Source organism: Rhizobium sullae, from assembly GCF_900169785.1.
In the GTDB taxonomy this organism is placed as follows: Bacteria; Pseudomonadota; Alphaproteobacteria; order Rhizobiales; family Rhizobiaceae; genus Rhizobium; species Rhizobium sullae.
The window spans coordinates 34,532-60,328 of record NZ_FWER01000019.1 but is presented as its reverse complement, the minus strand read 5'-3'; the positions used below and the strand labels follow the sequence as shown (position 1 = coordinate 60,328).

General features: G+C 61.3%; 29 protein-coding genes and 2 pseudogenes. 15 read left to right on the top strand and 16 right to left on the bottom strand.

The features are described 5' to 3' along the window. Window positions 1-24 precede the first annotated feature (24 nt). A complete protein-coding gene (locus tag BN1800_RS18805; protein ID WP_087000088.1) occupies window positions 25-618 on the top strand; it encodes a LysE family translocator in 594 nt (197 codons plus the stop codon). Between the two features lie 58 nt (window positions 619-676). Here the strand turns inward: BN1800_RS18805 and BN1800_RS18800 are convergent, their stop codons facing one another. The 3 genes and pseudogenes from BN1800_RS18800 to BN1800_RS18790 form a co-directional block, all read right to left on the bottom strand. Then, window positions 677-919, bottom strand: coding sequence for a hypothetical protein (locus tag BN1800_RS18800; protein ID WP_037141234.1), 243 nt, complete (start codon window positions 917-919; stop codon window positions 677-679). 168 nt (window positions 920-1,087) lie between these two features. Continuing rightward, window positions 1,088-1,565, bottom strand: a pseudogene (locus tag BN1800_RS18795) (DUF2269 family protein). Then, window positions 1,565-2,844: pseudogene (locus BN1800_RS18790) on the bottom strand (SDR family oxidoreductase). Before BN1800_RS18790 ends, BN1800_RS18795 begins: the two co-directional pseudogenes overlap by 1 nt. A gap of 98 nt (window positions 2,845-2,942) precedes the next feature. Here BN1800_RS18790 and nthA point away from each other — a divergent pair. Genes nthA through BN1800_RS18775 form a run of 3 tightly spaced genes read left to right on the top strand, consistent with a single transcriptional unit; the run spans window position 2,943 to window position 4,589 of the window. Beyond that, window positions 2,943-3,575, top strand: coding sequence for a nitrile hydratase subunit alpha (gene nthA / locus BN1800_RS18785; RefSeq protein WP_087000086.1), 633 nt, complete (start codon window positions 2,943-2,945; stop codon window positions 3,573-3,575). Continuing rightward, window positions 3,572-4,231, top strand: coding sequence for a nitrile hydratase subunit beta (gene nthB / locus BN1800_RS18780; protein WP_087000085.1), 660 nt, complete (start codon window positions 3,572-3,574; stop codon window positions 4,229-4,231). Before nthA ends, nthB begins: the two co-directional genes overlap by 4 nt. After that, the gene (locus BN1800_RS18775) at window positions 4,218-4,589 is read left to right on the top strand and encodes a nitrile hydratase accessory protein (protein ID WP_087000083.1); all 372 of its coding nucleotides are present in this window, start codon (window positions 4,218-4,220) and stop codon (window positions 4,587-4,589) included. Before nthB ends, BN1800_RS18775 begins: the two co-directional genes overlap by 14 nt. A gap of 3 nt (window positions 4,590-4,592) precedes the next feature. Here the strand turns inward: BN1800_RS18775 and BN1800_RS18770 are convergent, their stop codons facing one another. The 4 genes from BN1800_RS18770 to BN1800_RS41445 form a co-directional block, all read right to left on the bottom strand. Further along, on the bottom strand, window positions 4,593-5,375 hold the full coding sequence (locus BN1800_RS18770) for an anti-sigma factor family protein (RefSeq protein ID WP_087000081.1): 783 nt from the start codon (window positions 5,373-5,375) through the stop codon (window positions 4,593-4,595). After that, window positions 5,372-5,887, bottom strand: a complete 516-nt coding sequence (locus BN1800_RS18765; RefSeq protein WP_087000079.1) for an RNA polymerase sigma factor — start codon at window positions 5,885-5,887, stop codon at window positions 5,372-5,374. Before BN1800_RS18765 ends, BN1800_RS18770 begins: the two co-directional genes overlap by 4 nt. Window positions 5,888-5,897: 10 nt before the next feature. After that, entirely contained in the window at window positions 5,898-6,278 is a 381-nt protein-coding gene (locus tag BN1800_RS18760; protein WP_027508900.1) for a COG4315 family predicted lipoprotein, read from the bottom strand. Window positions 6,279-6,343: 65 nt separating this feature from the next. Then, entirely contained in the window at window positions 6,344-6,550 is a 207-nt protein-coding gene (locus tag BN1800_RS41445; protein WP_179213823.1) for a hypothetical protein, read from the bottom strand. Here BN1800_RS41445 and BN1800_RS18750 point away from each other — a divergent pair. After that, window positions 6,537-8,135: an ABC-F family ATP-binding cassette domain-containing protein gene (locus BN1800_RS18750; protein WP_087000075.1), complete on the top strand. Its 1,599-nt coding sequence runs from the start codon at window positions 6,537-6,539 to the stop codon at window positions 8,133-8,135. The genes BN1800_RS41445 and BN1800_RS18750 overlap by 14 nt on opposite strands. Here BN1800_RS18750 and BN1800_RS18745 read toward each other — a convergent pair. Beyond that, window positions 8,113-8,682, bottom strand: coding sequence for a DUF922 domain-containing Zn-dependent protease (locus BN1800_RS18745; protein ID WP_087000073.1), 570 nt, complete (start codon window positions 8,680-8,682; stop codon window positions 8,113-8,115). The two genes, BN1800_RS18750 and BN1800_RS18745, sit on opposite strands and share 23 nt — an antisense overlap. 170 nt (window positions 8,683-8,852) lie before the next feature. Here BN1800_RS18745 and BN1800_RS18740 point away from each other — a divergent pair, with 170 nt between their 5' ends. Next, entirely contained in the window at window positions 8,853-9,980 is a 1,128-nt protein-coding gene (locus BN1800_RS18740; RefSeq protein WP_087000148.1) for an ATP-dependent DNA helicase, read from the top strand. 34 nt (window positions 9,981-10,014) lie between these two features. Here the strand turns inward: BN1800_RS18740 and BN1800_RS18735 are convergent, their stop codons facing one another. Next, the gene (locus BN1800_RS18735; RefSeq protein WP_087000071.1) at window positions 10,015-10,704 is read right to left on the bottom strand and encodes a MerR family transcriptional regulator; all 690 of its coding nucleotides are present in this window, start codon (window positions 10,702-10,704) and stop codon (window positions 10,015-10,017) included. A gap of 387 nt (window positions 10,705-11,091) precedes the next feature. On the opposite strand from BN1800_RS18735, the gene BN1800_RS18730 reads away from it, so the two are divergent. Next, window positions 11,092-11,844: a pyridoxine 5'-phosphate synthase gene (locus BN1800_RS18730; RefSeq protein ID WP_087000069.1), complete on the top strand. Its 753-nt coding sequence runs from the start codon at window positions 11,092-11,094 to the stop codon at window positions 11,842-11,844. Window positions 11,845-12,089: 245 nt separating this feature from the next. On the opposite strand, the gene BN1800_RS18725 is transcribed toward BN1800_RS18730, so the two are convergent. Further along, window positions 12,090-12,977 carry an SDR family oxidoreductase gene (locus tag BN1800_RS18725; RefSeq protein WP_087000067.1) on the bottom strand — a complete coding sequence of 296 codons (888 nt, stop codon included), beginning with the start codon at window positions 12,975-12,977 and terminating at the stop codon, window positions 12,090-12,092. 112 nt (window positions 12,978-13,089) lie between these two features. On the opposite strand from BN1800_RS18725, the gene BN1800_RS18720 reads away from it, so the two are divergent. Then, window positions 13,090-13,509 (top strand): winged helix-turn-helix transcriptional regulator, encoded by a 420-nt coding sequence (locus BN1800_RS18720; RefSeq protein ID WP_027508907.1) that lies wholly within the window; start codon window positions 13,090-13,092, stop codon window positions 13,507-13,509. Between the two features lie 8 nt (window positions 13,510-13,517). Here the strand turns inward: BN1800_RS18720 and BN1800_RS18715 are convergent, their stop codons facing one another. From BN1800_RS18715 to BN1800_RS18700, 4 genes are all read right to left on the bottom strand, one after another. Continuing rightward, window positions 13,518-14,726 (bottom strand): MFS transporter, encoded by a 1,209-nt coding sequence (locus tag BN1800_RS18715; RefSeq protein ID WP_027508908.1) that lies wholly within the window; start codon window positions 14,724-14,726, stop codon window positions 13,518-13,520. 80 nt (window positions 14,727-14,806) lie between these two features. Next, window positions 14,807-15,424, bottom strand: a complete 618-nt coding sequence (locus BN1800_RS18710; RefSeq protein ID WP_087000065.1) for a TetR/AcrR family transcriptional regulator — start codon at window positions 15,422-15,424, stop codon at window positions 14,807-14,809. A 62-nt stretch (window positions 15,425-15,486) separates the two neighbouring features. After that, a complete protein-coding gene (locus tag BN1800_RS18705) occupies window positions 15,487-16,404 on the bottom strand; it encodes a bifunctional helix-turn-helix transcriptional regulator/GNAT family N-acetyltransferase (RefSeq protein ID WP_087000063.1) in 918 nt (305 codons plus the stop codon). Between the two features lie 65 nt (window positions 16,405-16,469). After that, entirely contained in the window at window positions 16,470-17,189 is a 720-nt protein-coding gene (locus tag BN1800_RS18700; RefSeq protein ID WP_087000061.1) for an aspartate/glutamate racemase family protein, read from the bottom strand. 159 nt (window positions 17,190-17,348) lie between these two features. Between BN1800_RS18700 and BN1800_RS18695 the strand changes: the two genes are divergently transcribed. Next, entirely contained in the window at window positions 17,349-17,813 is a 465-nt protein-coding gene (locus tag BN1800_RS18695) for an Lrp/AsnC family transcriptional regulator (RefSeq protein ID WP_027508912.1), read from the top strand. Between the two features lie 90 nt (window positions 17,814-17,903). Then, the gene (locus tag BN1800_RS18690; protein ID WP_087000059.1) at window positions 17,904-19,169 is read left to right on the top strand and encodes an NAD(P)/FAD-dependent oxidoreductase; all 1,266 of its coding nucleotides are present in this window, start codon (window positions 17,904-17,906) and stop codon (window positions 19,167-19,169) included. Between the two features lie 31 nt (window positions 19,170-19,200). Here BN1800_RS18690 and BN1800_RS18685 read toward each other — a convergent pair whose 3' ends face one another. Beyond that, a complete protein-coding gene (locus BN1800_RS18685; RefSeq protein ID WP_087000057.1) occupies window positions 19,201-20,247 on the bottom strand; it encodes an NAD(P)-dependent alcohol dehydrogenase in 1,047 nt (348 codons plus the stop codon). 251 nt (window positions 20,248-20,498) lie between these two features. Then, on the bottom strand, window positions 20,499-20,870 hold the full coding sequence (locus BN1800_RS18680; protein ID WP_027508915.1) for a VOC family protein: 372 nt from the start codon (window positions 20,868-20,870) through the stop codon (window positions 20,499-20,501). 111 nt (window positions 20,871-20,981) lie between these two features. Here BN1800_RS18680 and BN1800_RS18675 point away from each other — a divergent pair, with 111 nt between their 5' ends. The 5 genes from BN1800_RS18675 (at window position 20,982) to BN1800_RS18655 (ending at window position 25,713) form a co-directional block, all read left to right on the top strand. Then, a complete protein-coding gene (locus tag BN1800_RS18675; RefSeq protein WP_027508916.1) occupies window positions 20,982-21,890 on the top strand; it encodes an AraC family transcriptional regulator in 909 nt (302 codons plus the stop codon). Window positions 21,891-21,995: 105 nt separating this feature from the next. After that, window positions 21,996-22,661 carry a TetR/AcrR family transcriptional regulator gene (locus BN1800_RS18670; protein ID WP_027508917.1) on the top strand — a complete coding sequence of 222 codons (666 nt, stop codon included), beginning with the start codon at window positions 21,996-21,998 and terminating at the stop codon, window positions 22,659-22,661. Window positions 22,662-22,710: 49 nt separating this feature from the next. Continuing rightward, a complete protein-coding gene (ilvC, locus tag BN1800_RS18665) occupies window positions 22,711-23,730 on the top strand; it encodes a ketol-acid reductoisomerase (protein ID WP_027508918.1) in 1,020 nt (339 codons plus the stop codon). 367 nt (window positions 23,731-24,097) lie between these two features. Beyond that, window positions 24,098-25,021 carry an ABC transporter substrate-binding protein gene (locus BN1800_RS18660; RefSeq protein ID WP_244564552.1) on the top strand — a complete coding sequence of 308 codons (924 nt, stop codon included), beginning with the start codon at window positions 24,098-24,100 and terminating at the stop codon, window positions 25,019-25,021. Beyond that, complete coding sequence (locus BN1800_RS18655; RefSeq protein ID WP_087000053.1) at window positions 25,018-25,713, top strand: L,D-transpeptidase; 696 nt, start codon at window positions 25,018-25,020, stop codon at window positions 25,711-25,713. The genes BN1800_RS18660 and BN1800_RS18655 overlap by 4 nt, the downstream gene beginning before the upstream one ends. Window positions 25,714-25,797: the final 84 nt, after the last annotated feature.

The following is a 25,797-nucleotide window of genomic DNA, read 5'->3' as shown; positions in this document are numbered from 1 at the left end:
TGATGACGATCCGCGGGAGGTTCCATGCCGCTGGATACGTTTCTGGCACTCGTTCTTTTTGCCTTCACGACCTCGATCACGCCGGGGCCGAACAACATGATGCTTTTTGCATCGGGCGCGAATTTTGGCTTTCGCCGGACGATCCCGCATATGTTCGGCATTGGCGCTGGGTTTTTCTCGCTGCTTCTCGGCGTCGGCCTCGGGCTCGGCGCGTTGCTGCATACGGTGCCTGCGCTTTATACAGCGCTGAAATTCGGGGGCGGCATCTATCTTGTCCGGATCGCCTGGAAGATCGCGACGTCACGGTCGCTGAGCGAGGGCATGGAAAGCGTCAAGCCGATGTCATTCGTTGCGGCAGCCGCCTTCCAATGGGTCAATCCCAAGGCCTGGGTTATGGCAGTGACGGCGATGGCGACTTACACCAATCCAGAACTTTACGTCGCAAGCGTGCTGATCGTCGGCCTGGCCTTTGCGGCGGTCAACGTTCCGAGTGTTTCGACTTGGGCCGGTTTCGGCTCCGCATTGCGCGAATGGCTATCCGACCCGGTACGGCTCAAATGGTTCAACGTCACCATGGCGGCGCTCTTGGTGGTTAGCCTCTGGCCGATGTTGAAATAATGGGAAGATCCTTCGACGGAGAAGGCGGACGATCCAAAGCAGTCGTCCGCCGATTCGATCATAACCCGCCAGACTGCACTATGATCGTCGGGTCGGTAAAGTTGCGGTAGCCCAAGAGCGGGATGTCGCAGCGGCGGTCGAACTCGCCGACCGGTGCGATGCGCGGACAGTTCTCCGCGGACTTATAGGGATGTCCGGGAATTTGGTACTCGCCCTCTTTTAGATTGTGGTAATCGCCGGCGGTCGCCCAAGAAGCAAAAACAGTAGCGACAGCGAATGCGGGAAGAATGATCCTGTTCATCGCAATGCCTTTCCCCTGCTTGCAAGCCGGCGAAGGATATCACGCAAACCGGATTTGGCCTCGGGATCATTGGGATTAGCTCTTTTGTTTCAGGTGTTTACGCCATCGCAGGGTTGACCTTGATCGCATCCCACATGACGTACGGCAATTTAGCTAACGCTGCGGCAGCTAAATTAATGCGAGCGAGGGCTTGTTGAGCATCAGCCAGAGAATGCCGGCGACGGCGAAGAATGCGGGGAAACCGCACGCGAACCATATCCGCTAGAGGCGGAAATATTCGTCCGGAAGCGGAACGCCGCTGGTGCTTGCCCACCGCGCCAGGTCGCGAAGCCTGATCTGTATCCAAACGACCGGCAGCCAGAAGAGGCCGGTGACGACATAGAGCAGGAGGGAAAGCGCGATCCAGCCTTCACTGAAATCCCAGCCGACGATGCGGGCAAGCAGATACCCCTGTCACCGGCTGGAGAATGACGGCCGTGGCCGTGAAGAGCGTATCGGCAACCACTACTGTCCCCGCGACATGCGCAATCAGTTTTGGATCGCGTGTCCGGTGCGCCGCGACCATGAAGAAGGCGATGCCCGCACCTGTTCCGAAGAGGACCGTTGCGCCGATCACGTGGGCGTGCAGGAGACATTGCGCAAGCATTAGCGTTCATCCAGGACGGCGAGGGTGACGAGCGTCAGCAGCAACGACGGCAGGACTTTGACGAGCGGTCCCAGCGGATCGAGCCAAAGTTCGGGCTCCAGAAGTGAACCTCCGGCCAGATAGGCGACAGCAACGGCGAGCATGCCAAGGAGGGCTTTGCGGGCGATGGGCCGGAAAAGGAGTGCTGCACCGAGCGCGATGTCGACGGCGCAGGTGAAAGGGTGAGTGCCATCGCCGCGGCGGTCGGCATGAAGGGTAGAAGAGGCTGACTTGCCGCTTTTGGCGACAGAAGCGGAATAATGCCGGATAGCAACCAAAACAGTGCGAGGCATACGACCATCAGCGGCTTCAGCAGATAGAGGCGCGCGAACCACAGATCTTGAATGCCCGACGGGTTGGCTGCCAGTGTAGCCGCGGCCGAGCCGCTGGGGATGGTCGGAATCGTTCCGCTGCTTGTGACGCCCTTGGACATGACGGCCATGGCGGTCGAACGCAAGGGTGAGCGCCAGCCGAGGCGTCCGGCGATATCGGCAAGCCAAGTTAAGGGCTTTGCCAACGCTGTTGGGATGGGGATGACGGGCGCGGGCGGAAGGCCCAGCCACGTCCGATGCAGTTTCACGAGGTCGGAGAGCGTTAACGTCTCTCCGGATGCGAGCGCGACGTCGCTTCCACTGGCAATTTCGCCGGAGACCGCTGCGTTGACGGCGGCAGCGACATCCTTGATGTCGATCGTCTCGACCGGGCTTTGGGAATGGATAAGCGGCAACCCAAATGGCAGAGACGCGAGTGCTCGTAAGAGTGCTGAACCGCCGTGCGAATTGCGGCCGAGAACGAGCGCCGGGCGTAGAATGACGTAAGATAAACCACTTGACGCAAGGGCATTATCGGCGCGGCGTTTTGTGGCGAGGAACGGCAGATCGGCAACTGGACCACTCGTGTTTGCTGAGATCTGGATGATGAGGCGGATGTTCGATATCTTGGCCGCAGCATAGAGCGCCAGCATCGCATCTGCCTGTGATGCGGCAAGATCGTCAGAGAGGCCGTCCTGCAGGGCGCCTGCGCAGTTGACGACCACATGCTGGTCTTTCAGTGTCTCCTGCCAATCGGCAGCTGTGGTCATGTGCGCGAGATCGGCGCGCAGCCAGCGGACATCGGGCCATTTGATCCGGGCCTGGACGGAAGTGCGGGCAAGGCCGCTTACGACATGGCCATCTGCCGCCAGACGGGCGGCGACGGCGGAGCCGATGAAACCAGTTGCGCCGAGAATCAGAATGTTCATGTGCCGAGATTATCGAAAAACCGCAAGGCGCATAGATTGGCTTGGCGGGTTGCCTCCAAGCGCCTTAAGATAAGGTTTCATGCGCGGAGGGCCTCGTCTTGCACGATCATCCTGATCACGACCACGACCATCATCACGACAACCGCTATTCCGACATGCAGGCGCGTGTGAAAGCACTGGAGACGGTGCTGACGGAGAAGGGGTTGATCGATCCGGCGGCGATCGATGCGATCGTCGAGACCTATGAGACGAAGATCGGCCCGCGCAACGGCGCCCATGTCGTTGCTAAGGCCTGGAGCGATGCCGCGTTTGCCGAATGGCTGAAGACCGATGCTACGGCGGCGATCGCGAGCCTCGGTTATACCGGACGGCAAGGCGAACATATGCGCGCGGTCTTCAATACGCCGGAGACCCACAACCTCGTCGTCTGCACGCTTTGCTCCTGTTATCCATGGTCGGTGCTCGGCCTGCCGCCGGTCTGGTACAAGGCGCCGGCCTATCGCGCGCGGGTCGTGATCGATCCGCGCGGCGTGCTTGCCGAATTCGGCCTGACGCTCCCGGCGGAGAAGAAAATCCGCGTCTGGGATTCGACGGCCGAGCTGCGCTATCTCGTCATTCCCGAGCGTCCCGAGGGAACGGAAGGTCTGAGCGAGCAGCAACTCGCCGGTCTCGTCAGCCGCGATGCGATGATCGGAACAGCAATTGCCTCAGCGCCGGGAGTTGCCGCATGAATGGGCCGCACGATCTTGGCGGACAGATGGGGTTCGGGCCGGTCGCGCCTGAAAAGGACGAGCCGTATTTCCATGCCGAATGGGAGAAACGAGCGCTTGGCCTGACGCTATCCTGCGGTGCCTTCGGCGCCTGGACGATCGACGAGAGCCGGCACGCGCGCGAGAACATTCCGCCGGCTGATTATCTTTCTGCAAGCTATTATGAAATATGGATGCGGGCGCTGGAAGTGCTGCTCGAGCGGCACGGGTTCGCAACGGCTGCGGAGATCGACGCCGGGCACAAGCAGACGGCCGGAGCGGTGCCGAAACGGGTTCTGAAGGCGGATATGGTTGCAAGCGTTCTGGCGCGCGGAGGCGCTTGCGACCGTCCGGTGGAAACGGCTGCGCGCTTTGCCGTCGGCGACAAGGTCCGGACGAAGAATTTCAATCCGGAAACGCATACCCGGTTGCCGCGCTATGCGCGTGCCAGGAGCGGCGTGATCGAGGCGGTGCAGGGCTCCTTTGTGTTCCCGGACGACAATGCGCATGGCAAGGGCGAGAATCCGCAATGGGTCTATACCGTCGCGTTCGACGGGAAGGAAATCTGGGGCGAGGGCGCCGATTCCTCGCTGACGGTGTCGATCGATGCCTGGGAGAGCTATCTTGAGCCTGTGTGAAACGGCTTCGCCGCTGGCGCGATTGCCCGAACTGCCGAAATCCGCCGATGGCGAGCCCGTCTTTCCCGAGCCCTGGGCGGCTGCAGCTTTTGCAATGACGGTACACCTCCACGAACGCAGTCTCTTCACATGGAGCGAATGGGCGGAGACGCTTTCGGTCGAACTGCACACGCCTGGCCGGGCAATCGACGGCAGCGATTATTTCGACTGCTGGGTTGCAGCGCTTTCCTCGCTCCTTGTCAGCAAGGGCATCGCCGATGCTGGTACCGTCCGTTTGCTGCAGGAGAGCTGGCAGCGTGCCGCGGAAGCGACACCGCATGGAAAGCCGATCGAGCTTTCCAACGATCCGCTGCGCTGATCGTCACGACGGAAACTGCTTGTAGCACTCCTCGGCCACCTGCCGCAGCATGTCGCGCGAAATCTCGCCGGTGACAGCATAACCGAGTTCGCCGTCGATCCAGTAGAACGTCTCGACACCGCCGGCGGAGGCGAAGCGGAAGCTCGTCGTCCGGTTCGCCTTGTTGCGGCCGACCAGCGCGGTCAGGCGTTCGCCCGCCTGGTTTTCGTACATGAACATCGCGCCCGGCTTTCCATCCACCGGTAGCAGCCGTCCGCCGACGAGCCGGAAGCCGAGGGACTGCAGGTCCGGCACCTTCAGGTTCGGGATCGACAGCCGTTTGCCGAGCCAGGTCGCCAGATGCGCCTCCTCGTTGGCGAAGACCTCGACCGGGTGGCGAACCTCGCTTGCATAGACCAGGAATGCGTTCTGTGCCTCTGCCGGCAGCGTCTCGGAAGCGGCAAGCTTCAGCTCGGGTTGCTGGACGAGCGGAGGGCCGTAATGACCGGCAAGGGCGCCAAGCGCGAAGATGAAAACGGCGGCTGCGGCGATGGCCGAGCGTCTTGCCCAAATGGAAGTGCCATTCTCCGGCGTGACCAGCAGGATGTCGCTTTCCTTGGATTTTTCGTAAGGCGCGAACATCGCGCGGATCGCGGCATTCTGTGCCTGCCATGCCGTCACCTTGGCGGCGTCCTCGGGATTGTCCTGCAGCCATGTCTCGACACGGGCGCGGGCGCTTTCGGGCAACTGCCCGTCAGCATAGGCGTGGAGGTCCGCTTCGGGCACGGTCGGGTTGGTTTCGTTCATTTCGGTCTCCGAAGCGTAATCACATTGTCAGCCTTCATTCGGTCCCCAAGCCTCTGGCGGGCGCGCGACAGGCGTGACATGACGGTGCCGACGGGTATGTCGAGCGCGGCGGCCACCTCGCTGTAGGTATAGCCTTCGATGACCACCAGCATCAGCACGGCACGGCTCTCCGCCGAAAGGCTGTTCAGCGCATCTTCCAGTCGCAAGCGCTCCAGCGGGTCGGCGGGCGTCTCAGGCGAGGGCACGACCTCGGCACTGTCAAGCTCGACCATCATGCCGGGCGGGGTCTGGCGGCGCGTGTTGCGGTAGAGATTGGTCATGATGGTCAGTGCCCAGCCGCGCAGGTTCAGGCCGCGCCACTGCGAACGGCGGGCAAGCACTTTCTCGACACAGTCCTGCAGCAGATCCTCGCCATCGGCGTCGGAGCGGGTGAGGCTTCGCGAATAGCGCCGGAGCGAGGGAAGGAGGGCCAGGATCTGGCCCTCGAACGTTTCAGGTGCGGGTGTCTTCACGCCGGTTCACTCAGGGCTTGGCAAGCTCCCAATTGCCGCCCACGCCATCGCCGGTGATATCGCCCTTCTTGGTATCCTTCACCCAGAAATAGAGCGGCATGCCGTCCTTGGCCCATTGCTTCGTGCCATCCTTGCGATCGATGATCGAATATGCCCCATCGGCCTTCGCATCGCTAGCGGCCTTCAGCGGCGGCCAGTTCTTGGCGCATTGGTCGTAGCAATTGGAAACGCCCTTCGTATCCTTCTTGAAGGTGTAGAGCGTCATGCCGTTTTCGCCGGCAAGCACTTTGCCCTTGGCGGTCTCGACGGTCATCACCGGCTCTGCCGCGAATGCAGCCGTTGCCGCAGCGGATGCGACGGCGAAAGCGATCAAGAATTTTGCGGATTTCATGCGGGTCTCTCCTCACGTTCGGCAGGCTTTTCGCTGCCGGAGATGAGACACGGGGAGCGGTGATTTTATTCCATGTGGAGGGTGAGATTTTTGAAATGAATGCCTCGTTTGCGCCCGATGGCGACTTGCCCGCCTTGAACCAGAAACATTCGTCGCTTAAATTGCCGGCAATCGATCATTTCAACTGGATGTGTGCAGCAATGGATTTCAACCCGATCGCAACGCCAATTCGCCTTGCCACCGGGGAACGTCATATCCATGCCTGCATCCATCACTCTCTCCAATCTGTCGTGGTCCACGCCTGACGGCCGGCCGCTTTTCTCAAATCTCGATCTGAACTTCGGCACGGACCGCGCAGGTCTTGTCGGCCGCAACGGCGTTGGCAAGACGACGCTTCTCAAGTTGATCTCCGGCCAACTCCAGCCTCAGTCCGGGACGATAGCTTTGGGCGGTAGCCTGGGCGTGCTGCGCCAAAGCGTCCAGGTGGAAGCCGACGAAACGGTTGGCGATCTCTTCGGCGTGACCGAGGCGCTCGCCGTCCTTCGGCGGGCCGAGGCGGGCGAAGCGACGGCCGAAGAGCTTGCGTCTGCCAACTGGACGCTGGAAGCACGCATGGCCTCCGCTCTCGATCGCACCGGGATCGATGCTGAGCCCGGGACACGTCTTGCCGCGCTGTCGGGCGGACAGCGCACGCGGGCGGGACTTGCCGCACTGATCTTCGTCGAGCCCGATTTTCTCATCCTCGACGAGCCGACCAACAATCTCGACCGCGATGGACGCCGAGCCGTCATCGACCTGCTCGCAAACTGGCGGGCGGGAGCCATCGCCGTCAGCCATGACCGGGAACTGCTCGAAACCATGGACGCGATCGTCGAGCTGACGTCGCTCGGCGCGACCCGTTACGGCGGCAACTGGAGCCAGTACCGGGAGCGCAAGGCTGTCGAGCTGGCTGCAGCGCAGCTTGACCTCGCCGACGCAGAGAAGCGCGTGGCCGAGGTTGAGCGAAGCGCGCAACTGACAGCCGAACGGCAAGCGCGCAGGGATCGCGCCGGCCGGAAGAAGGCCGCCAAGGGCGACTTGCCGCGCATCGTCGCCGGCGCATTGAAACGGCGTAGCGAAGCAACACGCGGCGACAACGCCCGGCTTGCCGAACGCAGGCGTACCCAGGCGCTTGAAGACGCCGCCGCCGCGCACGACAAGATCGAAATCCTACAGCCATTTTCGGTGACGCTGCCGCCGGCTGGACTGCCTGCCAACAAGGTTGTGCTGAAAATGGACTCTGCGACGGCAGGCTATCGGCCTGCCGATGCGGTCCTTAGCGATCTGTCCTTTGAGATCGTTGGACCGGAGCGCATCGCCGTTACCGGCCCGAACGGTTCGGGCAAGACGACATTGCTGGCGCTTGTCACTGGGGAGTTGAAGCCATGGACCGGGACGGTTTCAGTCATGACCAAGTTCGCAATGCTCGACCAGCAGGTGAGCCTGCTCGATCCGTCGATCTCGATTCGCGACAATTTTCTGCGGATAAATCCGCGCGCGGCCGAAAATGCCTGCCGGTCGGCGCTCGCCCGGTTCATGTTCAGGGCCGATGCGGCGCTCCAGATCGTATCGACGCTCAGCGGCGGCCAGCTGCTGCGGGCCGGCTTGGCGTGCGTTCTGGGCGGACCGAAACCACCCTCGCTCCTTATCCTCGACGAACCGACCAATCATCTCGACATCGATTCGATCGCTGCGGTCGAAAGCGGATTGCGTGCCTATGACGGCGCGCTACTGGTCGTCAGTCACGATGACGTCTTTCTGGACGGCATTGGGATTACGCGCAGACTGGAATTGCCTACGGGCCATTCACCAGCTTGAGGATGAGCTGCTGGATATTGCCGCCTTGGCCCATCTCGACCTTGTCGAAATCGCGGCCCTGCTGGCGCTGGTAGCCGGAGAGTTCGCCGAGGCGTTTCGTCAGCACGACGCGGATCTTGCTGCAGTCCGGATCGTCGGCGGCGGTGAGGCCAAGGCTGTAGGCCTCGATCGCCTTGACCATATGCTTGATGGTTTCGCCGTGCCAGCGCTCGTGGGTCTCGACGCCTGTAATGAAGCTCTCCCAACTCACCTTGGTCGCAGACGGTAGCTGCGTCGAAGGCTTCGGCAGCGTGTACGTGATGATCAGTTTCGGCCGCGCCACAGTCAGATTGCAGGATTTGTCCGGCTGCGGCTCGTACTTCCTGGTCCAGGTGAGCTTGAAGGTCGTATGCGCGATCACGCGTCCGATGCCGGCCTTCGGGCCATGTTCGCCGATCGATGCGTAGAGCTCGGCGCCCGATTTGCCGGTGATGGCGTAGGGCTTGACCTGTTCGACGGCCAGCCATTCCGCTTGGGCGGCAGCAGGCATCGGCACAGCCACCATCATCAGGCAGAGTTGAATGCTTCTTCTCACGCGAATCCCTCAGGCAACGCGGCGACACTAAAGGGCGCAAAACCTGCGTTCAAGCGGCTGAGAGCAGGCAATCGCGCGGCAGCTACCTGCTGGCGCACTTTTCCGCCTTGCTTCGCGGCCGCGAATCCTGCCAAGTCGCTCGCATGCAATTTGCTCCGCAACAGGACGAAGCCCTGAAGGCCGTTTCGAAATGGCTGAAGGAGGGCCGGTCGCCGCTCTTCCGTCTGTTCGGCTATGCCGGAACGGGCAAGACGACGCTCGCCAAGCATTTTGCGGAGAATGTCGACGGCGACGTGCTGTTTGCCGCCTTCACCGGCAAGGCAGCGCAGGTGTTGCGTTCGCGCGGGGCGAGCAACGCCAAGACGATCCATTCGCTGATCTACCGTCCGCGCGGCGAAGAGGCGGTCGAGGACGAGCAGACCGGCAAGACCTCGATCGCGCCGATGTTTTCCATCAACCGGCAGAGCCCGGTCGCCAAGGCTGCGCTGATCATCGTCGACGAATGCTCTATGGTGGACGAGGCGCTCGGCAAGGATCTCATGAGTTTCGGCACGCCGATCCTGGTGCTCGGCGACCCCGGCCAGCTGCCGCCCGTTTCGGGCGGCGGCTTCTTCACCAATCAGGAGCCGGATTACCTGCTGACGGACATCCACCGGCAGGCGCGTGACAATCCAATCATTAAGCTTGCAATGCAGGTGCGCGAAGGCAACGAAATCATGCATGGCGACTACGGCACCGCCCAGGTGATCTCGAAGAACGAGGTCAACCAGGCGCTGGTGCTCGACGCCGACCAGGTGCTCGTCGGCACCAACCGCACGCGGCGGCGCTATAACCAGCGGCTGCGCGAGTTGAAGGGCTTCACGGCCGATTATCCACAGACAGGCGACAAGCTCGTCTGCCTGCGCAACGACCCCGCCAAGGGGCTGCTCAACGGCTCGCTCTGGCAGGTGATGACGTCGTCGAAGGAGACGACGAAGCCGGGTATCAACCTGCTCGTGCGGCCGGAAGACGACGACATGGATCGCGGCGCGGCCAAGATCAAGCTGCTGAAGCAGGCTTTCGAGGATGTCGAAGGCGAAATCCCGTGGAACACGCGCAAGCGCTACGACGAATTCGATTACGGCTATGCTCTGACCGTGCACAAGGCGCAGGGCTCGCAGTGGAATAATGTTGTGCTCTTCGATGAAAGCTGGGCCTTTCGCGATACCCGCGAACGGTGGCTTTACACGGCGATCACCCGCGCGGCGGAAACGCTGACAATCGTGCGGTGACGCTGCGGAAACGGTGGCGGCCGTTGCCGGAGCGTCAAATCTTGACGATGCCGAGAAGCACCGCCTTGGCGATCGCCTGGAAGCGGTTGTTTGCGCGGAACTTCAAGATGATGTCGGCTTCAAGCGCCTGTGCTTCGTCATGCTTCAGGTCAAGCGACCGGGCGATGCGCTGCGTCGAGAAGCCCTCGGCCATCAAAGAGAGGCAGCGCAATTCCTTATCCGAAAGAGTGGATTGATCCTCGTTGTCGTTCAGCAACGGTATCTCGCTGCTGGCGTCGGGGTCGAGCAGGTCGCTGACCTGCTGTAGCTGACGATGCAGTGTCGACATTTCCGCCGTTAGCTCGCGCTTGCGGACGGCGAGCGCCTCCTGGAATATTGCCTCGGCTTCCTCCTGTGAGGCAGCGCGGCCCAAATCGCCCATCAGTTCCTGAATGACGGCGATCGGCATCCCTGCCTCGCGGCAGATGTTGATGACGGCCATGCGCATCACATCGTCTTCGCCGTAAACGCGCATCAGGCCGATGCGGTTTGCCGAGAGCAGTCCTTTCTCTTCGTAGAAATGTAGTGTCCTGTGCGTGACCCCGAATGCGTTCGCCATTTCGGCGATTGGCACCGGTCCCTCAGGCAAATCCGGCGGTAGTGCTGCAGATGGCAGGAACCGGTATCTGGACCTGGACCGGCTTTCCGAAGCTTTACCGGCGGCACGTTTGGCACCGTCTGGCATGAACCCTCCTGGAGCAAATAGTTGCACCTCATGCGGTTTGCCAGTTGCTTCGAAGGCGCTGCGGAGTGGTGTTTCCTCGAGGCGTTCTTGTCGTCGGGAAGAAGCAGTACGCGGCGTACTTACTCGATACTTATTCTCACGTTATGCGTGAATGGGCATTTTTGTAAGTGCTAAAAATAATCGTTCTTAAATAGGATAGCATCGCGCAGCATTCGAAAACTTGATATCCGGCGTGACGTTAGCCGGATTGGCAGCGGGCGTCACTGAATCGCTGGTGAGGCGTCCATCACAGATTTGCATGCAGCCATATGCGAATCTCGTTGGCCTCGGCCGGTTCGTTGGCATAAAAGCAGCTCACGCTTTACCCATATCGAATGGATCATCGACATGCCGACGACGCTTTCCGTGAACCTCAACGCCATCGCCATGCTGCGCAACAGGCGCGATCTGCCTTGGCCGAGCGTAGAAGGGCTGGGGCGCATCGCCTTGCAGTCAGGTGCCAGCGGGCTGACCGTCCATCCGCGGCCGGACCAGCGGCATATCCGGTTCTCTGACCTGCCGGTGATCCGCAACCTGATCGACGACGAGTTTCCGGAAGCAGAGTTCAATATCGAGGGCTATCCGACGGAGGAATTCCTCGAGCTCTGCAAGGATGCCGCACCAGAGCAGGTGACCCTCGTGCCCGATGATCCGTCGCAGGCGACATCCGACCACGGCTGGGATTTCCGTAAACACCGGGCCTTCCTCACGGACGTCGTCGCACGGCTGAAGAAGATGGGAGCCCGCATTTCGCTGTTTGCCGATGGCGACAGCGATGCCGAGGCGGTTAAGATCGCCAAGGCGGTGGGGGCGGACCGGATCGAGCTTTACACTGGCCCCTATGGCGGCTGTTACGACGCGCCGGAGCGGGCAGGCCCCATTCTCGAAGCGCTCGGCAAGACGGCGGACGCAGCCCTTGCGATCGGACTGGGTGTCAATGCCGGCCATGACCTGACTGTCGCCAATCTGCCGCCGCTCGTGGCGCGCATCCCGAAGCTTGCAGAAGTTTCGATCGGCCACGGCCTGACGGCCGATGCGCTGGAATACGGCATGGCGGAAACGGTGCGGCGGTTCTGCCGGGCCTGCGGGCAGAAGGTTTAAGGTTATCGGATTTCCGGTAGATGCCGATCGGCGATAAACGCGCCACCGCAGGGCCAGTTCTTCCGTCCCTAAACCCTCTGCCGGAATCCTCGGCCATGAGCCGAGGATCCAAGCCGCTACTCGCCGATCGAGGAGTGGATGCTCGGGTCAAGCCCAAGCATGACGGAGTGTTTGGAGGCGCAGCGGCTCAAGAGGCGGCGACGTGCTCTTTGTCCCGGTGCGCCGGCCTCCTGAGCGCAAGCGGCCTACGCCAGCAGCGCCGCCTTGTTTGCAACGAAGAAGTCCTTGAGCTTCTGCGTCTGCTTGCCGGTCAGCGTCTTGAAGTCGTCCGTGACGAGATCGAAGTTGCCGGCGCGGATGTTGGCATCTGCGGAGACCAGCATGTCGGCGACGAAATCGGGAAGGCCCGCGCTCCGCATACCCTGGCCGAGCTGCTCGTCGCTGACTTTGACGGCCTGTAAGGGCTTTCCGACAGCAGCAGCGATGCCGGTGGCGACCTCGTCGGCCGTCAGCGATTCGCTGCCCGTTAGCGTGTAGGTCGCGCTTTCGCTCGTGCCGGAGGCGAGGGCGGCGGCGATCGCCAATGCGCAGTCTTCGCGGGAGATGTTGGAAATCTTGCCGTCGCCGCTTGCCGTGTACCAGCTGCCGGACTGCAGGTTATGCGGCATGCCGTGTAGATAATTGTCGAAATACCAGGCGTTGCGGATGATCGTGTAGGGAATGCCGGCTGCCTTGATGGCGTTTTCGGTGCCGAGGTGATCCGGTGCGAAAGTGACGACCGACTTGTCGGGCGAGGGCATCGAGGTGTAGGCGATGTGCTTCACGCCGGCCTTGGCGGCAGCCTCCACGGCGGCCTTGTGCTGCGTCAGGCGCTGGCCGGGAACGGCGAGCGCGTCGGTGCTGATGATGAGCAGCCGATCGACGCCCTTGAAGGCGGCTTCGAGGCTTGCCGCATCGTCGAAGTCGGCCTTGCGGGTGGCGACGCCCCTTGAGGCGAGCGCAGCAAGTTTCGCCGGATCGCGGGTGGCGGCGACGATGCTTCCGGCCGGAACCTTGTACGTTTCGAGCAGGTGATGAATGACGCGCTGGCCAAGTTGGCCGGCGGCGCCGGTGACGAGAATCGTTTCGCTCATAGGTCTTCCTCTATGGTGGTCTCAAAAAGAGAGCAGCTCTAAAATAGGAATTGACTTCGTGCTGTAAAGAAGGCAGTTTTTCCGCTCTACGTTACCAAAAGGGAACCAGCCCATTATGAGCGCTGTCGTCAATCTGAAGAGCAAGCCGGCCCCCGGTATCCGCCGGGAGATCGATCTCGGCAGTCTCGATTTTAACAATTGCCCGGTCAGGGACATGATGCAGCAGATCGGCGGCAAGTGGTCGACGCTGCTTTTGGAGGCGCTTGCCGCGCGGCCCTACCGCTTCGGCGAGCTGCGGCGGAAGATACCGGATATCTCGCAGAGGATGCTGACGCAGACGCTGCGTGACCTGCAGCGCGAGGGCTATATCGAGCGGGAGGTATTTCCGACGAAGCCGCCGAGCGTCGAATACCGGGTCACCGAACTCGGGCGCTCGCTTTACGCCACGCTGGCGCTGCTTTTGAACTGGGCGGAAGCGAACCATGATGCCGTTCGCGGCGCCCGCGCCCGCTTCGATGCCGCCGGAGGCTGAGATGCGGCTTACTTGCCGCGCCCCTCGGTAAGGAAGAGCAGGAAGGCGAAAGCCGGAAAGCAGAAGCCGATCCAGGCTGTCATCGTCCATCCCCCGGCCGCATAGGCCCAGCCGCCGAGCGCCGAGCCGAGAGCGCCGCCGGCAAAGAAGGTCGCCATATAGAGACCGTTCAAGCGGCTGCGATGGTCAGCACTGATCGCGTAGATCGAGCGCTGGCCGCAGACCATATTGGTCGTCACGCCGAAATCCAGAAGGATCGCCGCCGCCGTCAGCAGGACGAGCGCGGTCAGCGAACCGTCGCCCGCGAAGTGGCTGATGACGAAGGCCCCCATGCCGATCAGCATGGCAAAGGCCGAGGCAACCTGCGTCAGGCCACGGTCGGCGAGGCGTCCAGCAATCGGCGAGGCGATGGCGCCGGAAGCTCCGGCAAGCGCAAAGAGCGCGATGCCGTTCTGGGAGAGGCCGAAAGCCGGGCTTGCAAGCAGCAGCGGAGTCGTCGTCCAGAACAGGCTGAAGGCACCGAACATGCCTGCCTGATAGAGCGCGCGGCGCTGCAGGATGCGCGACGTCACTGCAAGGTGGAGCATCGAGGCGAGCAGGGCGCCGTAGCCGAGCTTCGTATGCGGGACGCGAACTGGCAGATTTGCGCGCAGGATGAGGACCAACCCGACCATGACGGCGGCCGTGATGTAATAGACCATGTGCCACGACGAGGCTTCGGCGACGAAGCTCGCAAAGGGGCGAGCCAGCATGATGCCGCAGAGAAGACCGCTCATGACGTTGCCGACGACGCGACCGCGCATCGCATCCGGCGCCATATGGGCGGCGAAAGGCACCAGAACTTGCACCGCGACCGAGGAGAGGCCGATGGAGAGCGAGGCCAGCAGGAACAGGGCGGGCGTTGAGGAAAGTGCTGCACCGATGAGTGCGGCGGCAGATACCAGGATCAGCATCAGCGCGAGGCGGCGGTTTTCGAGCAGATCGCCGAGCGGCACGATGAGAAGCAGGCCGATGCCGTAGCCGATCTGCGTCAGCGTGACGATCAGGCCGGTGGCCGCCGGCGTAAAACCGAGATCGGCGCTGATCGGACCGGCCAGCGGCTGCCCATAATAGAGATTGGCGGCAACAAGGCCGCAGGCGGCCGCAAAAAGAAACGTCATCAAAGGTGAGATCGTCCGGGGCACGGCGGTCTCATTCGTTGCAGTTGAAATGCTCATGAAAAACTCCGGTATGCGGAATTGGGGAGGATCGGTCGTGAAGTCGTTCTACGCCACCCGCTTCTTGCGGGCGAAGCGTTTCAGGCGAGAAGTTTCATCGCGGCGTCCGCGACGGCTGTCATGTCTTCCTCGCGGCGGCCGGTCTTGCCGGCGACACGCATGCCTTGCGTGAGGCAGAGCAGGGCGCGGGCCGTTGTCGCCGCATCGAGCGTTTCCGGGATAGAGCCGTCGGACTGGCCGAGACGGATGAGGTCCAGCAGCAACGCTTCGTTGGCCGCGAAGGCACCGGCGACGCGCTCTGCCGCTTCCCCGTCGAAGATCGCAAGCTCGTTGGCGCTGCAGACGACGAGGCAGCCGCGGCGGCCGATGTCACCGTGCGATGACGCGGCGTAAAAGCGCAGGAGCTCGTAAATCTTGTCGCGCCCGCTCTCCGCCTTGTCCAGGCGCTCATCAAGCAAGCTGCGGCGCACGGCGCGGTACCGGTTAAAGGCAGCCAGAAAGATGCCGCGCTTGTCCTTGAAGGCCTTGTAGACGCTGCCGGAGGTCAACTCCATCGCGTCGGTCAATTCGCTGATGGAAGCTGCATGATAGCCGCGTTCGGAAAAGACGCAGAGCGCCTCGTCGAGTGCTGCATCCATGTCGAATTCACGCGGCCTGCCGCGGTGTCGGCTTTTGTCGTCGAGGATCGCGGTCGTCATGGCTCACCTAATTAGGAAATGATCGTTTCCAAATCAAGCGAAACTTTTGCGAAGCGGCGAAATCAGAGATCGAGAACCCAGGTCTGGCCGGTTTCCTCCGGGCCAAACATCCGGTGTCTCTCCTCGGAGACAAGTCGGAATCCGGCCTTCACGTAGATGCCGCGTGCGGCGTGCAGGACGTCGTTCGTCCAGAGCGATATCTGCCGGTAACCTTTTGCCTTTGCAAAGCGGATGCACTCGTCGACCAGCATCCTGCCAAGCCCCGAGCCGCGTGCGGCTTTGTCGACATAGAGGAGGCGGAGCTTGGCAATGCCGTCGCCACCGTTCGTGACGAGGATCGAGCCGACGTTGATTCCATTGCGCTCGGCGATCCAGCAATATTCCATCGCCGGGTCGAAGTCCGCCAGAAACTTGCCGGCGACCTCGGCGACGAGGCCCTCGAAGCGCATGTCCCAGCCATATTCCTCGGCATAGGCCTTGCCCTGGCTCTGGACGATCCAGCCGATGTCGCCGGGCCGGTGTGCGCGGATGATCGGTGGGTTCGGCTTTATGTTTGGGTCGAGCAGCGAGCGGATAGTCTGCATGGCGCTGACGACGCTTTGCCGCTCGCCAAGGGCAAGCGCCTCGAAACGCTCGGCAATCTGCGCATTCGCGCGGTGGCCGAGTTCCCGGAACTGCTCGTATCCCTTGCCGGTGACACTGATGGTCTGGCTGCGCAGGTCGGCAGGATCGGCCTTCGTCTCGATCAGCCCTTCGCTGCGGAAGCGCTTCAGAATGCGGCTGAGGTAAGCGGGGTCCAGATGCAGATCGCGCACCAGCGTGACGGCGCTGATGCCGTCATGCGAGCCGATCTCGAAAAGCACCCGTGCATCCGTCAGCGTGAAGGGCGTGTCGAGGTAGGCCTTGTTCAGCACGCCGAGGAAGTTGGTGTAGAAGCGGTTGAAGTCGCGGGCAGCGTCGATGAGAGCAGAATCATACATGGACAAAACCTCCTATTAGGAGATTTTGTCCTGTATTTAGTTGACTGAGTCAAGTAAACTGCACGTTACGCAGCTTCTGTTTTCTCGCTCGGCACTTCACCTATTGAAAAGTCGACAGCGGCCTTTGCGTGGATCGCCGTGGTGTCGAAGCCAGGCAGGGGCAGCCTGTTTGGATCGAGGATGAGGCAGATCTCGGTGCAGCCGAGGATGATGCTGTCTGCGCCATTTGCGCGTTCGCGTTCGATGATCTCCATCAGCTTTGTCTGAGAACTGTCGAGCACTTTTCCGGCGCAAAGCTCGTTGAAGATAATGTCATGAATAATGGTGCGGTCGTCTGCATCCGGAACCCTCACGTCGACGCCCAGGCTTTTCATGCGATCCGCGTAAAAGCCATGCTCCATCGTGTAGCGCGTTGCGAGCAGCAGCGGACGTTTGCGCCCGGCAGCCTTCAGCGACTTCGCCGTCTCGTCGATGATATGGATCAGCGGAACAGAGAGCCGGGATGCGACCTGATCGGCGATCAGGTGCATGGTGTTGGTGCAGATCAGGATGCAACTGGCACCGGCGGCCTGCAGGCGAAGCGCGACATCGCCGAGGCGCGCGGCAGCGGCGTTCCAGTCGCCCGCCTTCTGCATGGCGACGATCTCTTCGAAATTGACGGAGTGCATGACGAGTTCGGCCGATGCGAGGCCGCCCAGGCGTTCGCGCACCATCTCGTTCGCCAGACGATAATAGACCACAGAGCTTTCAAAGCTCATGCCGCCGATTAAGCCGATTGTTTGCATTTTCGCGCTCCTGCTGTTCAGATTTCTATCTGCGCAAAGCATGCATCAGTCTTCGCGCCGAATCTTTGCATTCTTTGACCGACTTTGCAGCCTCGATCTAGAAATTTGCGCATTTTCTCTGTATCGTGCAAAAAAGCGGCGCCAATATGAAAGACGGCAATGCTTGATGATCGTGACAAAAAGATTCTCGACCTTCTCCAGGCGGAGGCCGGCATTTCCGTCAGCGATCTCGCCGAGCGTGTCGCGCTTTCGGTATCGGCCTGTTCGCGTCGTATCCAGCGCCTCGAGGAAAGCGGCCACATCGCCCGGCGCGTCGTCGTGCTCGACCGCGAAAAGATGGGCGTGCCGACCACGGTCTTTGCGCTGATTAAGACGGCGCATCATTCCGATGAATGGATCGAGACGTTCCGCAAGGCTATCAGCGGCATTCCGGAAATCGTCGAAGCCCATCGGCTGACGGGCAATCAGGATTACATCCTGAAGATCGTGCTGCCACGCGTCGAGCATTACGACGTCATCTACAAGCAGATCGTCCGCAAGGTCGAGCTGTTCGAGGTCGCGGCGTCGATCTCCATGGAACTGCTCAAAGGCGGCACAGCGATCCCGGTCAGCTATGCCGACTGAGACTGCAGGGCAGCCATGCCGAACCAGCAGTTGAAACCTGCCCGTAAAGCGTGACATTTGCGACAGCGAAATGGCGAAGAGGGCTATGTCATGAGCGATCATCGTGTCGTCGTTGTCGGCGGCGGTTTTGGCGGGCTGCAGTTCGTCAACGGGCTCAAGGGCGCGGGGGCGAAGATCACACTGGTCGATCGCCGCAACCACCATCTCTTCCAGCCGCTGCTCTATCAGGTCGCGACGACGATCCTGTCCACCTCGGAGATTGCGTGGCCTATCCGCCATCTCTACAGCGATCGGCCCGACGTCACGACGCTGCTCGGTGAAGTCACCGGCGTCGACACCTCGACAAAGCAAGTGGCATTACGCAGCGGAATGACGTTAGGTTATGACACGCTCGTTCTGGCCACCGGCGCAACGCATGCCTATTTCGGGCGCGACGACTGGGCGCCCGTTGCTCCTGGTCTGAAGACATTGGAAGACGCGACGACGATCCGCCGACGCGTGCTGCTGGCCTTCGAGCGCGCGGAGACCGAAACCGACCCGGTCGCGCGCGATGCGCTTCTGACGTTCGCGATCGTCGGAGCGGGACCGACCGGCGTCGAGCTTGCAGGCATCATCGCCGAGCTGGCGCGCAAGACTCTGCCGCGGGAATTTCGCAACATCGATACGCGCAATGCGAAAATCGTGCTGATCGAAGCGGGGCCGCGGGTGCTTGCGAGCTTCGCCGAGGAGCTTTCGGCCTATGCACAGCAGGCGCTCGAAAAACTCGGCGTCGAGGTTCATCTCGGCGAATTCGTGACGGACTGCACCGCAGAGGGCGTAAAGGTCGGCGAGAAATTCATCCCGAGCCGGACGATTGTTTGGGCGGCGGGCGTGGAGGCGTCGCCGGCGGCGAAATGGCTGGATATACCAGCCGACCGGGCAGGCCGGGCTATCGTCGAAAAGAACCTGAGCGCGCCGGGATTGCCGGATGTCTTCGTCATCGGCGATACGGCGTCCGTCGTTCGGGAAAACGGCAAGCCGGTGCCCGGGATCGCGCCCGCCGCCAAGCAGCAGGGCGCTTACGTTGCGAAGGTCATCCGCGCGCGGCTGCAGAACAAGCCTGCGCCGGGGCCTTTTCGCTACTGGCATCAGGGTAGCCTTGCCACGATCGGCCAAAGTGCCGCGATTATCGATTTCGGCAGGATCAAGCTCAAAGGGTGGATCGCTTGGTGGATATGGGGCATCGCCCACATCTACTTCCTGATCGGCACGCGCTCGCGCTTTGCCGTCGCCTGGAGCTGGCTCTGGATCTATCTCAGCGGCCAGCACAGCGCGCGGCTGATCACTCAGAGGGAAACCATGCGGGAAGAGAAATAGGCAGGCGGCTCGGTGAGCCGCCTGCCTGTTGTCAGGCCGCCAGCGAGGCGATGTCGATGACGAAGCGATAGCGCACATCGCTTTTGATGACACGTTCGTAAGCTTCGTTGATGTCCTGGATCGCGATCTTCTCGATTTCGGAGACGATGTTGTGCTCACCGCAGAAGTCGAGCATTTCCTGCGTTTCCTTGATCGAGCCGATCATCGAGCCGGAAAGGCTCTTGCGGCCGGCGATGACGGAGAAGGCATGGACAGGAACGGCATGTTCCGGAACGCCGACAAGCACCATGGAGCCATCGAACTTCAGAAGGTTGAGGTAGGCGTTCCAGTCAATCGCCGTGCCGACCGTGTTGATGATCAGGTCGAAGGTGCCGGCGAGCTTGGTGAAGGTCTCGGCATCGCTCGTGGCGTAATATTCCTTGGCGCCGAGCCGCAGGCCGTCTTCCTTCTTTGACAACGTCTGGCTGAGCACGGTGATATCGGCACCCATGGCGGCGCCGAGCTTGACGCCCATGTGGCCGAGCCCACCCATGCCGACGATTGCGACCTTCTTGCCGGGACCGGCCTTCCAGTGACGCAGCGGCGAATAGAGCGTGATGCCGGCGCAAAGCAGCGGCGCGCCCGAGTCGAGCGGGATGTTGTCCGGGAAGGAGAGGACATAGCCTTCCTTGACGACGATCGAGTCGGAATAACCGCCATAGGTTGGCGTTTCGCCGTCTGCTTCAACGTCGTTGTAGGTCTGGGTGAGACCTGGCAGGAAATGTTCGTAGTCGAGGTCGCGTGTAGCGCAGCCGATGCAGGAATTGACGAAGCAGCCAACGCCGACGCGATCGCCGACCTTGAACTTCGTGACCTTTGAGCCGACAGCGGACACCACGCCGGCAACTTCATGGCCCGGGACCATCGGGTAACGCGAATTTCCCCATTCGTTGCGGGCTTGGTGGATATCCGAATGGCAGACGCCGCAATACTGAACCGAGATAACGACATCGTCGTCATTCGGCTCGCGGCGCTCGAAGGTGAGGGGCGTCAGCGGTTTCGACGCATCGGTCGCGGCATAGCCTTTTGCAATAGCCATCTGAAACTTCCTTTGATGTGAGAATTGGACGGCCGAACTATGCATCGAAACTGCAAAGAAGTGCTAGAAAGATCCTGCGAGCTTTTTGCACGATCCTGCAAATCCGCGCTGTCTGGTAGCAAGGCTATTGGCGGCAGTTGCAGGCCGCACACTGTCGTTCAGGTGTGCTGCGCCATGCTCCAGGGTGATGATTTGTGAACATCCACGCGTGAAAAACGTTCCCACGCAGACTGTCGGTCAAATGTCGACCTTCAGCTCTGTGGTTCGCCAATTTCTATTGCGTGCCCATCCGGATCGTAAAAACGGAAGACCCGCTGGCCCCACGCTTGTTTTTCTACGGGGTGGATCAGTTCCACATGCGGCGCGATCTTTTCAAAGGCGGCATCAACATCGCCGTGTTCGAAATACAAAATCCAGTTTCTTCGCCCATAAGATTCGGCGGCGTCACGCGTTTGGCGCCAGACCGTTTGTTCAAGCGATCGTCCCTCATGGATCGCAAAGCCGGACTCGAAAAGGACAAAATTCCCGGCGTCCTCTATAATTTTTAGACCGAGCAGCTTGTTGTAGAATTCCTTCGAGCGATTTATGTCGCGAACGAAAGGAATAGGATTGATGAAACGCATCGTTTTCTACTCCTTTTGCTTCCTGAGACCGCATAATGCGACTTCGGGTTTGTGGGATGCTGCCATGAAGCTTAGATAAAATGAACTGTGCCTCTCAGAACGAGTTACTCAATGACACTGCCCTTCCACCCTTATCAGGAAATCGCTTCCATCGCGGCGCGCCATACGTCCGGGGAGGGCGAGTTCACGACGGCAATCGGCAACCTGTTCCTGAGCCGCCGTTCCCAGCCCGCGGGACCTTTCCACTCGGCCTACCGCCCCTGCGTCGCTATGGTGCTGCAGGGCGCAAAGAGCGTCAGGCTTGGGACGGAAACGCTGAACTACGGCACCGGTGACTACCTCCTGACGTCACTTGACCTTCCGGTGTCGTGGCGTGTGACGGAAGCACACCCGGAGGCGCCCCATCTATGCTTTGCAATGGCGATCGATGCCGAGCGGGTTGCTGCGCTTCTGCACCGTGTCGACATCCCGCGCCCGGAGGCGAATACCGGCGGGCTGCGCGGCATGGTCGTCAACGCTGCGCCGCCGGAATTGCTGGATGCCGCCGTGCGGCTGGTGCGCCTGCTTGACCGTCCAAACGATATCGCCGCCATGGCGCCCCTGATCGAGCAGGAGATTCTCTATCGCGTTCTGACGGGGCCGGACGGCCCGCGCCTCCTGAGCATTGTGCTATCAGAAAGCCAGAGCAACAGGATTGCCCGCGCGGTTGCGTGGCTCAGGGAAAACTATGCGCGACCCCTGAGGATCGAAACGCTCGCCGATCATGTCGGCATGAGTGTCTCTTCGTTCCATCATCATTTCAAATCCGTCACAGCACTGACGCCGGTGCAGTTCCAAAAACAGCTCCGCCTGCACGAGGCGCGTCGCCTGATGATGGTCGAGCGGCTGGATGCCGGAATGGCCGGGCATCGCGTCGGATATCAGAGCCCGTCGCAATTCAGCCGGGAATACAGCCGTCTTTACGGGATCTCGCCTGCGCGCGACGTCGATGCAGAACTCTTGGCGACCGCTGCCGAATAAAGCGGCCGGCTGCAGAAAATTTGTGCTTCGCCTGTCGTGACCCCTCTTGACGGGGGATGGCGTCTGCGCGATAAGCACCCACGAACCGTACCGTACGGTACGTATTTGGGAGCGCATATCGTGTCTGTCGAAACCTTGGAGCCCAGCGAATTTTCGCCGCGTCAGAACGCCGTTCTGGAGCAGGCGCTGCAGCTTCTTGTCGATGGCGGGGAGAAGGCGCTGACGACCTCCGGCGTCGCGCGCGCCGCCAACTGCTCCAAGGAAAGCCTCTACAAGTGGTTCGGCGACCGCGATGGCTTGCTGTCTGCGATGATCGCCTATCAGGCAAGCAAGGTGCGCACCTTCGAGCGCAATGGCGAGCGGCTGACGGCGGCAAGCCTGCATGACCATGTCGTCCTTTTCGCACGCGACCTGCTGGAGGTTCTGGCCGGCGATGTCTCGCTTGCGTTGAACAGGCTGGCGATCGGCCAGTCGCATCGCGACGGCTCGAAGCTCGGCAAGCTGCTTCTGGAGCGCGGCCGCCGCCAGATCGACCGCCGCGCCATGGCGCTGATCGATGCGGGGAAGCGGGCCGGGCTGCTGCGCTTTTATGATGCCGACGAAGCCTATCACACGCTTTACGGCCTGATTGTTTCCGATCTGCATGTGCGCATGCTGCTCGGCGAGCCAGGCCTCAAGGATACCGCACGCCAGGCGGAGAGGGCGGTCACCGCCTTCCTCCGGCTTTACGGCACGGAGAAGGTTCTGGCGGAAATGCCGGCGCTGAGCTGATTTCCGCTGTTCTACCATCAACACGACAAGCAAAGGGAAGGAACTTCAAATGCGCGTCTATTACGATCGTGATGCCGATCTCAACCTCATCAAGTCCAAGAAAGTCGCCGTCATCGGCTACGGCTCGCAGGGCCGCGCCCATGCGCTGAACCTGAAGGACAGCGGCGCCGGCAACGTCGTCATCGCGCTCAAGGCCGGTTCGCCGACCGTCAAGAAGGCTGAAGCCGACGGCTTCAAGGTCATGACCGTTGCCGAAGCCGCCAAGTGGGCCGACCTGATGATGATGGCGACGCCTGACGAACTGCAGGCCGACATCTACAAGGCGGAAATTGCTGCCAACATCCGCGACGGCGCCGCGATCGCTTTCGCGCACGGCCTCAACGTCCACTTCGGCCTCATCGAGCCAAAGGCTTCGGTCGACGTCGTCATGATCGCGCCGAAGGGCCCGGGCCACACGGTTCGCGGCGAATACCAGAAGGGCGGCGGTGTTCCCTGCCTCGTTGCCGTTCACCAGAACGCGTCCGGCAATGCACTTGAACTCGCTCTCTCTTACGCCTGCGGCGTCGGTGGCGGCCGTTCGGGCATCATCGAAACCAACTTCCGCGAAGAATGCGAAACCGACCTTTTCGGCGAGCAGGTCGTCCTCTGCGGCGGTCTCGTCGAGCTCATCCGCGCTGGTTTCGAAACGCTGGTCGAAGCCGGTTATGCGCCGGAAATGGCCTATTTCGAGTGCCTGCACGAAGTGAAGCTGATCGTCGACCTGATCTATGAAGGCGGCATCGCGAACATGAACTACTCGATCTCCAACACAGCCGAGTGGGGCGAGTACGTTACCGGCCCGCGCATCATCACCGAAGAAACCAAGGCCGAGATGAAGCGCGTCTTGAAGGACATCCAGACCGGAAAGTTCACCTCCGAGTGGATGCAGGAATACCGCGCCGGCGGCTCGCGCTTCAAGGGTATCCGCCGCGTCAACGACTCGCACCAGATCGAAGAAGTCGGCGCCAAGCTGCGCGGCATGATGCCGTGGATCGGCAAGAACAAGCTGGTCGACAAGAGCGTCAACTAAGCGCGTCTTGACTGCTGATTAGAAGGGGCCGGGCGCAACGCTCCGGCCCTTTATTTTGGAGCAAGGTGCCGGCAATCTCCGGCATCCCAAGATAAAAAACCGTCAACGGCAAGTTGACGAGGGCCAAGAAGCTGGGCATCTTGCTCTCGCTGGTGGAAACTGAGCGGGCACAGCGCGCTGAATTGGGCTTAAAGAACAGAAGCAATTGAAAAATGCTGAGACGCGGTCTTGATATCGCGTCGCAATTGGTTGGTGGTGCCGGCTTTCGGCCATCCACTCGCAGGCATCTCGCATTCGCATGTCATTCGGATCGGTCAGGTCAATCTGCTCGGAGGGGACTGTGAAGACAAAACTGCGCATTTGCTCCATGGCGCTCGTATTCGCGCTCGCGGCGGTCCTGCCAGCCGGCGCGACAGATCTGGTGATCGCCATGCCGAACTGGCCGTCGGGGCAGGCGGCCGCCAATATCCTGAAGGTCGGGATCGCCAAGAAGTTCGGTCTCGAAGCAGAAATTCAGCCGCTCGGCACGCTCAATGCTTTCGTCGGGCTCGATGGCGGCAAGGTCGATATTCAGCCCGAGGTGTGGCGCCCGAATTTCGACGAGCTCATCAAGAAATACGTGACGGAAAAGAGCACCGTGACCCTGTCGCCGCGCGGCGTGGCTGCATGGCAAGGCCTCTGTGCGACGCCCGAGGCGGCAAAGACCATAAAGTCGGTCAGCGACTTGGCCGATGCGGCCAAGACGAAGATCCTCGATACGGATGACGATGGGCTTGGCGAGATGTGGATCGGCGCGCCCACCTGGCTGTCGACCGGCATCGAGCGCGTGCGGGCCAACAGCTATGGCTATGGGGCGAACCTGACGCTGGTCGAAGTGGAGGAGGACGTGGCCATGGCCGCGGTGGATGCGGCAGTGGCGACAGGTCGGCCGATGGTATTTTACTGCTATGCGCCGCACCACGTATTCGAACTCCACAAACTCGTCCGTCTCGAGGAGCCGCCGCACGACGATGCCAAGTGGAAGATCGTGCCGGCCCGCGATCCATTGTGGATCAGCAAGTCGAGCGCGACCACGGCCTGGGACGCCACCGAGTTCCGGATCGCCTACGCCACCGCCTTCGGCAAGAAACACCCCGATATCGCCAGGTTTCTCGATCACGTGGATTTCTCGCAGGAAGAGGTGACGAAGATGAGCTACGCGCTCGAGGTGGAGCGCCAGTTGCCGATCGACTACGCGACCAGATGGGTCGAAGCCAATGCAACACGAATCGACGGGTGGGCTAAGCAATGACGAAGGGCTTCGATCGCCGCCAAACCGTCGTCGCGCGGCCTCGCAGAATCGGCGCATTCGTTCTTGCTGCCGCCGTGTGCCTGGGACCGCTCGTTGTTCTCGCACAGACGCAGATCTATGATTCGAAGACGCACAAATGGGTCGACTTCGATAAGAAGAAGGCGCGGCAATACTATGCGCGCAACAAGCAGCCTCCGGAGGCGTTCCGCAGGCAGCTTGTAACGTTCCGCACGGCCGAGGAGCCGGGCACGATCATCATCGACGGAAACCAGCATTTTCTCTATCTCGTGCAGCCCGGAGGCCAGGCAATCCGCTACGGCATCGGCGTCGGGCGCGAGGGGTTCGGTTGGGCCGGTATGGTCCGCGTTGGACGGATGGCAGAAAACCCCACGTGGACGCCGCCGCCGGAGATGGTGGCGCGCGACCCTAACGCGGCAAAATGGGCCGCCGGAATGCCGGGAGGGCGCCCGGACAACCCGCTCGGCCCGCGAGCGATGTATCTCTACGAAGGCGACAGCGACACGATCTACCGCATTCACGGAACTGTTGAACCGTGGACGATCGGGCTCGACGTTTCGTCCGGCTGCATCCGGCTGAACAACGACGACGTTGTCGACCTTTACTCCCGGGTCTCAGTTGGTGCGAAGGTCATCGTCTTGATGCAAGGAGCGGCGCTTTACAAGGGCATCTGAAGGACTGCGGGGGCAAGGCCGGTGAGAGCGCTGTCTTCGGGAGTGCGCTGGCAACAAAAGGAACGGAGGCGGACGTGTCGGGAA

Excerpts from the sequence above, each read along its gene's own strand:
- BN1800_RS18700 (WP_087000061.1), bottom strand. The coding sequence starts at position 17,189 with ATGCAAACAATCGGCTTAATCGGCGGCATGAGCTTTGAAAGCTCTGTG.
- BN1800_RS18750 (WP_087000075.1), top strand. The coding sequence starts at position 6,537 with ATGCCTGCATCCATCACTCTCTCCAATCTGTCGTGGTCCACGCCTGAC.
- BN1800_RS18655 (WP_087000053.1), top strand. The coding sequence starts at position 25,018 with ATGACGAAGGGCTTCGATCGCCGCCAAACCGTCGTCGCGCGGCCTCGC.
- BN1800_RS18740 (WP_087000148.1), top strand. The coding sequence starts at position 8,853 with ATGCAATTTGCTCCGCAACAGGACGAAGCCCTGAAGGCCGTTTCGAAA.
- BN1800_RS18685 (WP_087000057.1), bottom strand. The coding sequence starts at position 20,247 with ATGGCTATTGCAAAAGGCTATGCCGCGACCGATGCGTCGAAACCGCTG.
- BN1800_RS18705 (WP_087000063.1), bottom strand. The coding sequence starts at position 16,404 with ATGTATGATTCTGCTCTCATCGACGCTGCCCGCGACTTCAACCGCTTC.
- BN1800_RS41445 (WP_179213823.1), bottom strand. The coding sequence starts at position 6,550 with ATGGATGCAGGCATGGATATGACGTTCCCCGGTGGCAAGGCGAATTGG.
- BN1800_RS18695 (WP_027508912.1), top strand. The coding sequence starts at position 17,349 with ATGCTTGATGATCGTGACAAAAAGATTCTCGACCTTCTCCAGGCGGAG.
- BN1800_RS18660 (WP_244564552.1), top strand. The coding sequence starts at position 24,098 with ATGGCGCTCGTATTCGCGCTCGCGGCGGTCCTGCCAGCCGGCGCGACA.
- BN1800_RS18800 (WP_037141234.1), bottom strand. The coding sequence starts at position 919 with ATGAACAGGATCATTCTTCCCGCATTCGCTGTCGCTACTGTTTTTGCT.
- BN1800_RS18730 (WP_087000069.1), top strand. The coding sequence starts at position 11,092 with ATGCCGACGACGCTTTCCGTGAACCTCAACGCCATCGCCATGCTGCGC.
- BN1800_RS18735 (WP_087000071.1), bottom strand. The coding sequence starts at position 10,704 with ATGCCAGACGGTGCCAAACGTGCCGCCGGTAAAGCTTCGGAAAGCCGG.
- BN1800_RS18770 (WP_087000081.1), bottom strand. The coding sequence starts at position 5,375 with ATGAACGAAACCAACCCGACCGTGCCCGAAGCGGACCTCCACGCCTAT.
- BN1800_RS18760 (WP_027508900.1), bottom strand. The coding sequence starts at position 6,278 with ATGAAATCCGCAAAATTCTTGATCGCTTTCGCCGTCGCATCCGCTGCG.
- BN1800_RS18715 (WP_027508908.1), bottom strand. The coding sequence starts at position 14,726 with ATGAGCATTTCAACTGCAACGAATGAGACCGCCGTGCCCCGGACGATC.
- BN1800_RS18710 (WP_087000065.1), bottom strand. The coding sequence starts at position 15,424 with ATGACGACCGCGATCCTCGACGACAAAAGCCGACACCGCGGCAGGCCG.
- BN1800_RS18805 (WP_087000088.1), top strand. The coding sequence starts at position 25 with ATGCCGCTGGATACGTTTCTGGCACTCGTTCTTTTTGCCTTCACGACC.
- BN1800_RS18675 (WP_027508916.1), top strand. The coding sequence starts at position 20,982 with ATGACACTGCCCTTCCACCCTTATCAGGAAATCGCTTCCATCGCGGCG.
- BN1800_RS18725 (WP_087000067.1), bottom strand. The coding sequence starts at position 12,977 with ATGAGCGAAACGATTCTCGTCACCGGCGCCGCCGGCCAACTTGGCCAG.
- BN1800_RS18690 (WP_087000059.1), top strand. The coding sequence starts at position 17,904 with ATGAGCGATCATCGTGTCGTCGTTGTCGGCGGCGGTTTTGGCGGGCTG.
- BN1800_RS18680 (WP_027508915.1), bottom strand. The coding sequence starts at position 20,870 with ATGCGTTTCATCAATCCTATTCCTTTCGTTCGCGACATAAATCGCTCG.
- nthB (WP_087000085.1), top strand. The coding sequence starts at position 3,572 with ATGAATGGGCCGCACGATCTTGGCGGACAGATGGGGTTCGGGCCGGTC.
- BN1800_RS18745 (WP_087000073.1), bottom strand. The coding sequence starts at position 8,682 with ATGATGGTGGCTGTGCCGATGCCTGCTGCCGCCCAAGCGGAATGGCTG.
- ilvC (WP_027508918.1), top strand. The coding sequence starts at position 22,711 with ATGCGCGTCTATTACGATCGTGATGCCGATCTCAACCTCATCAAGTCC.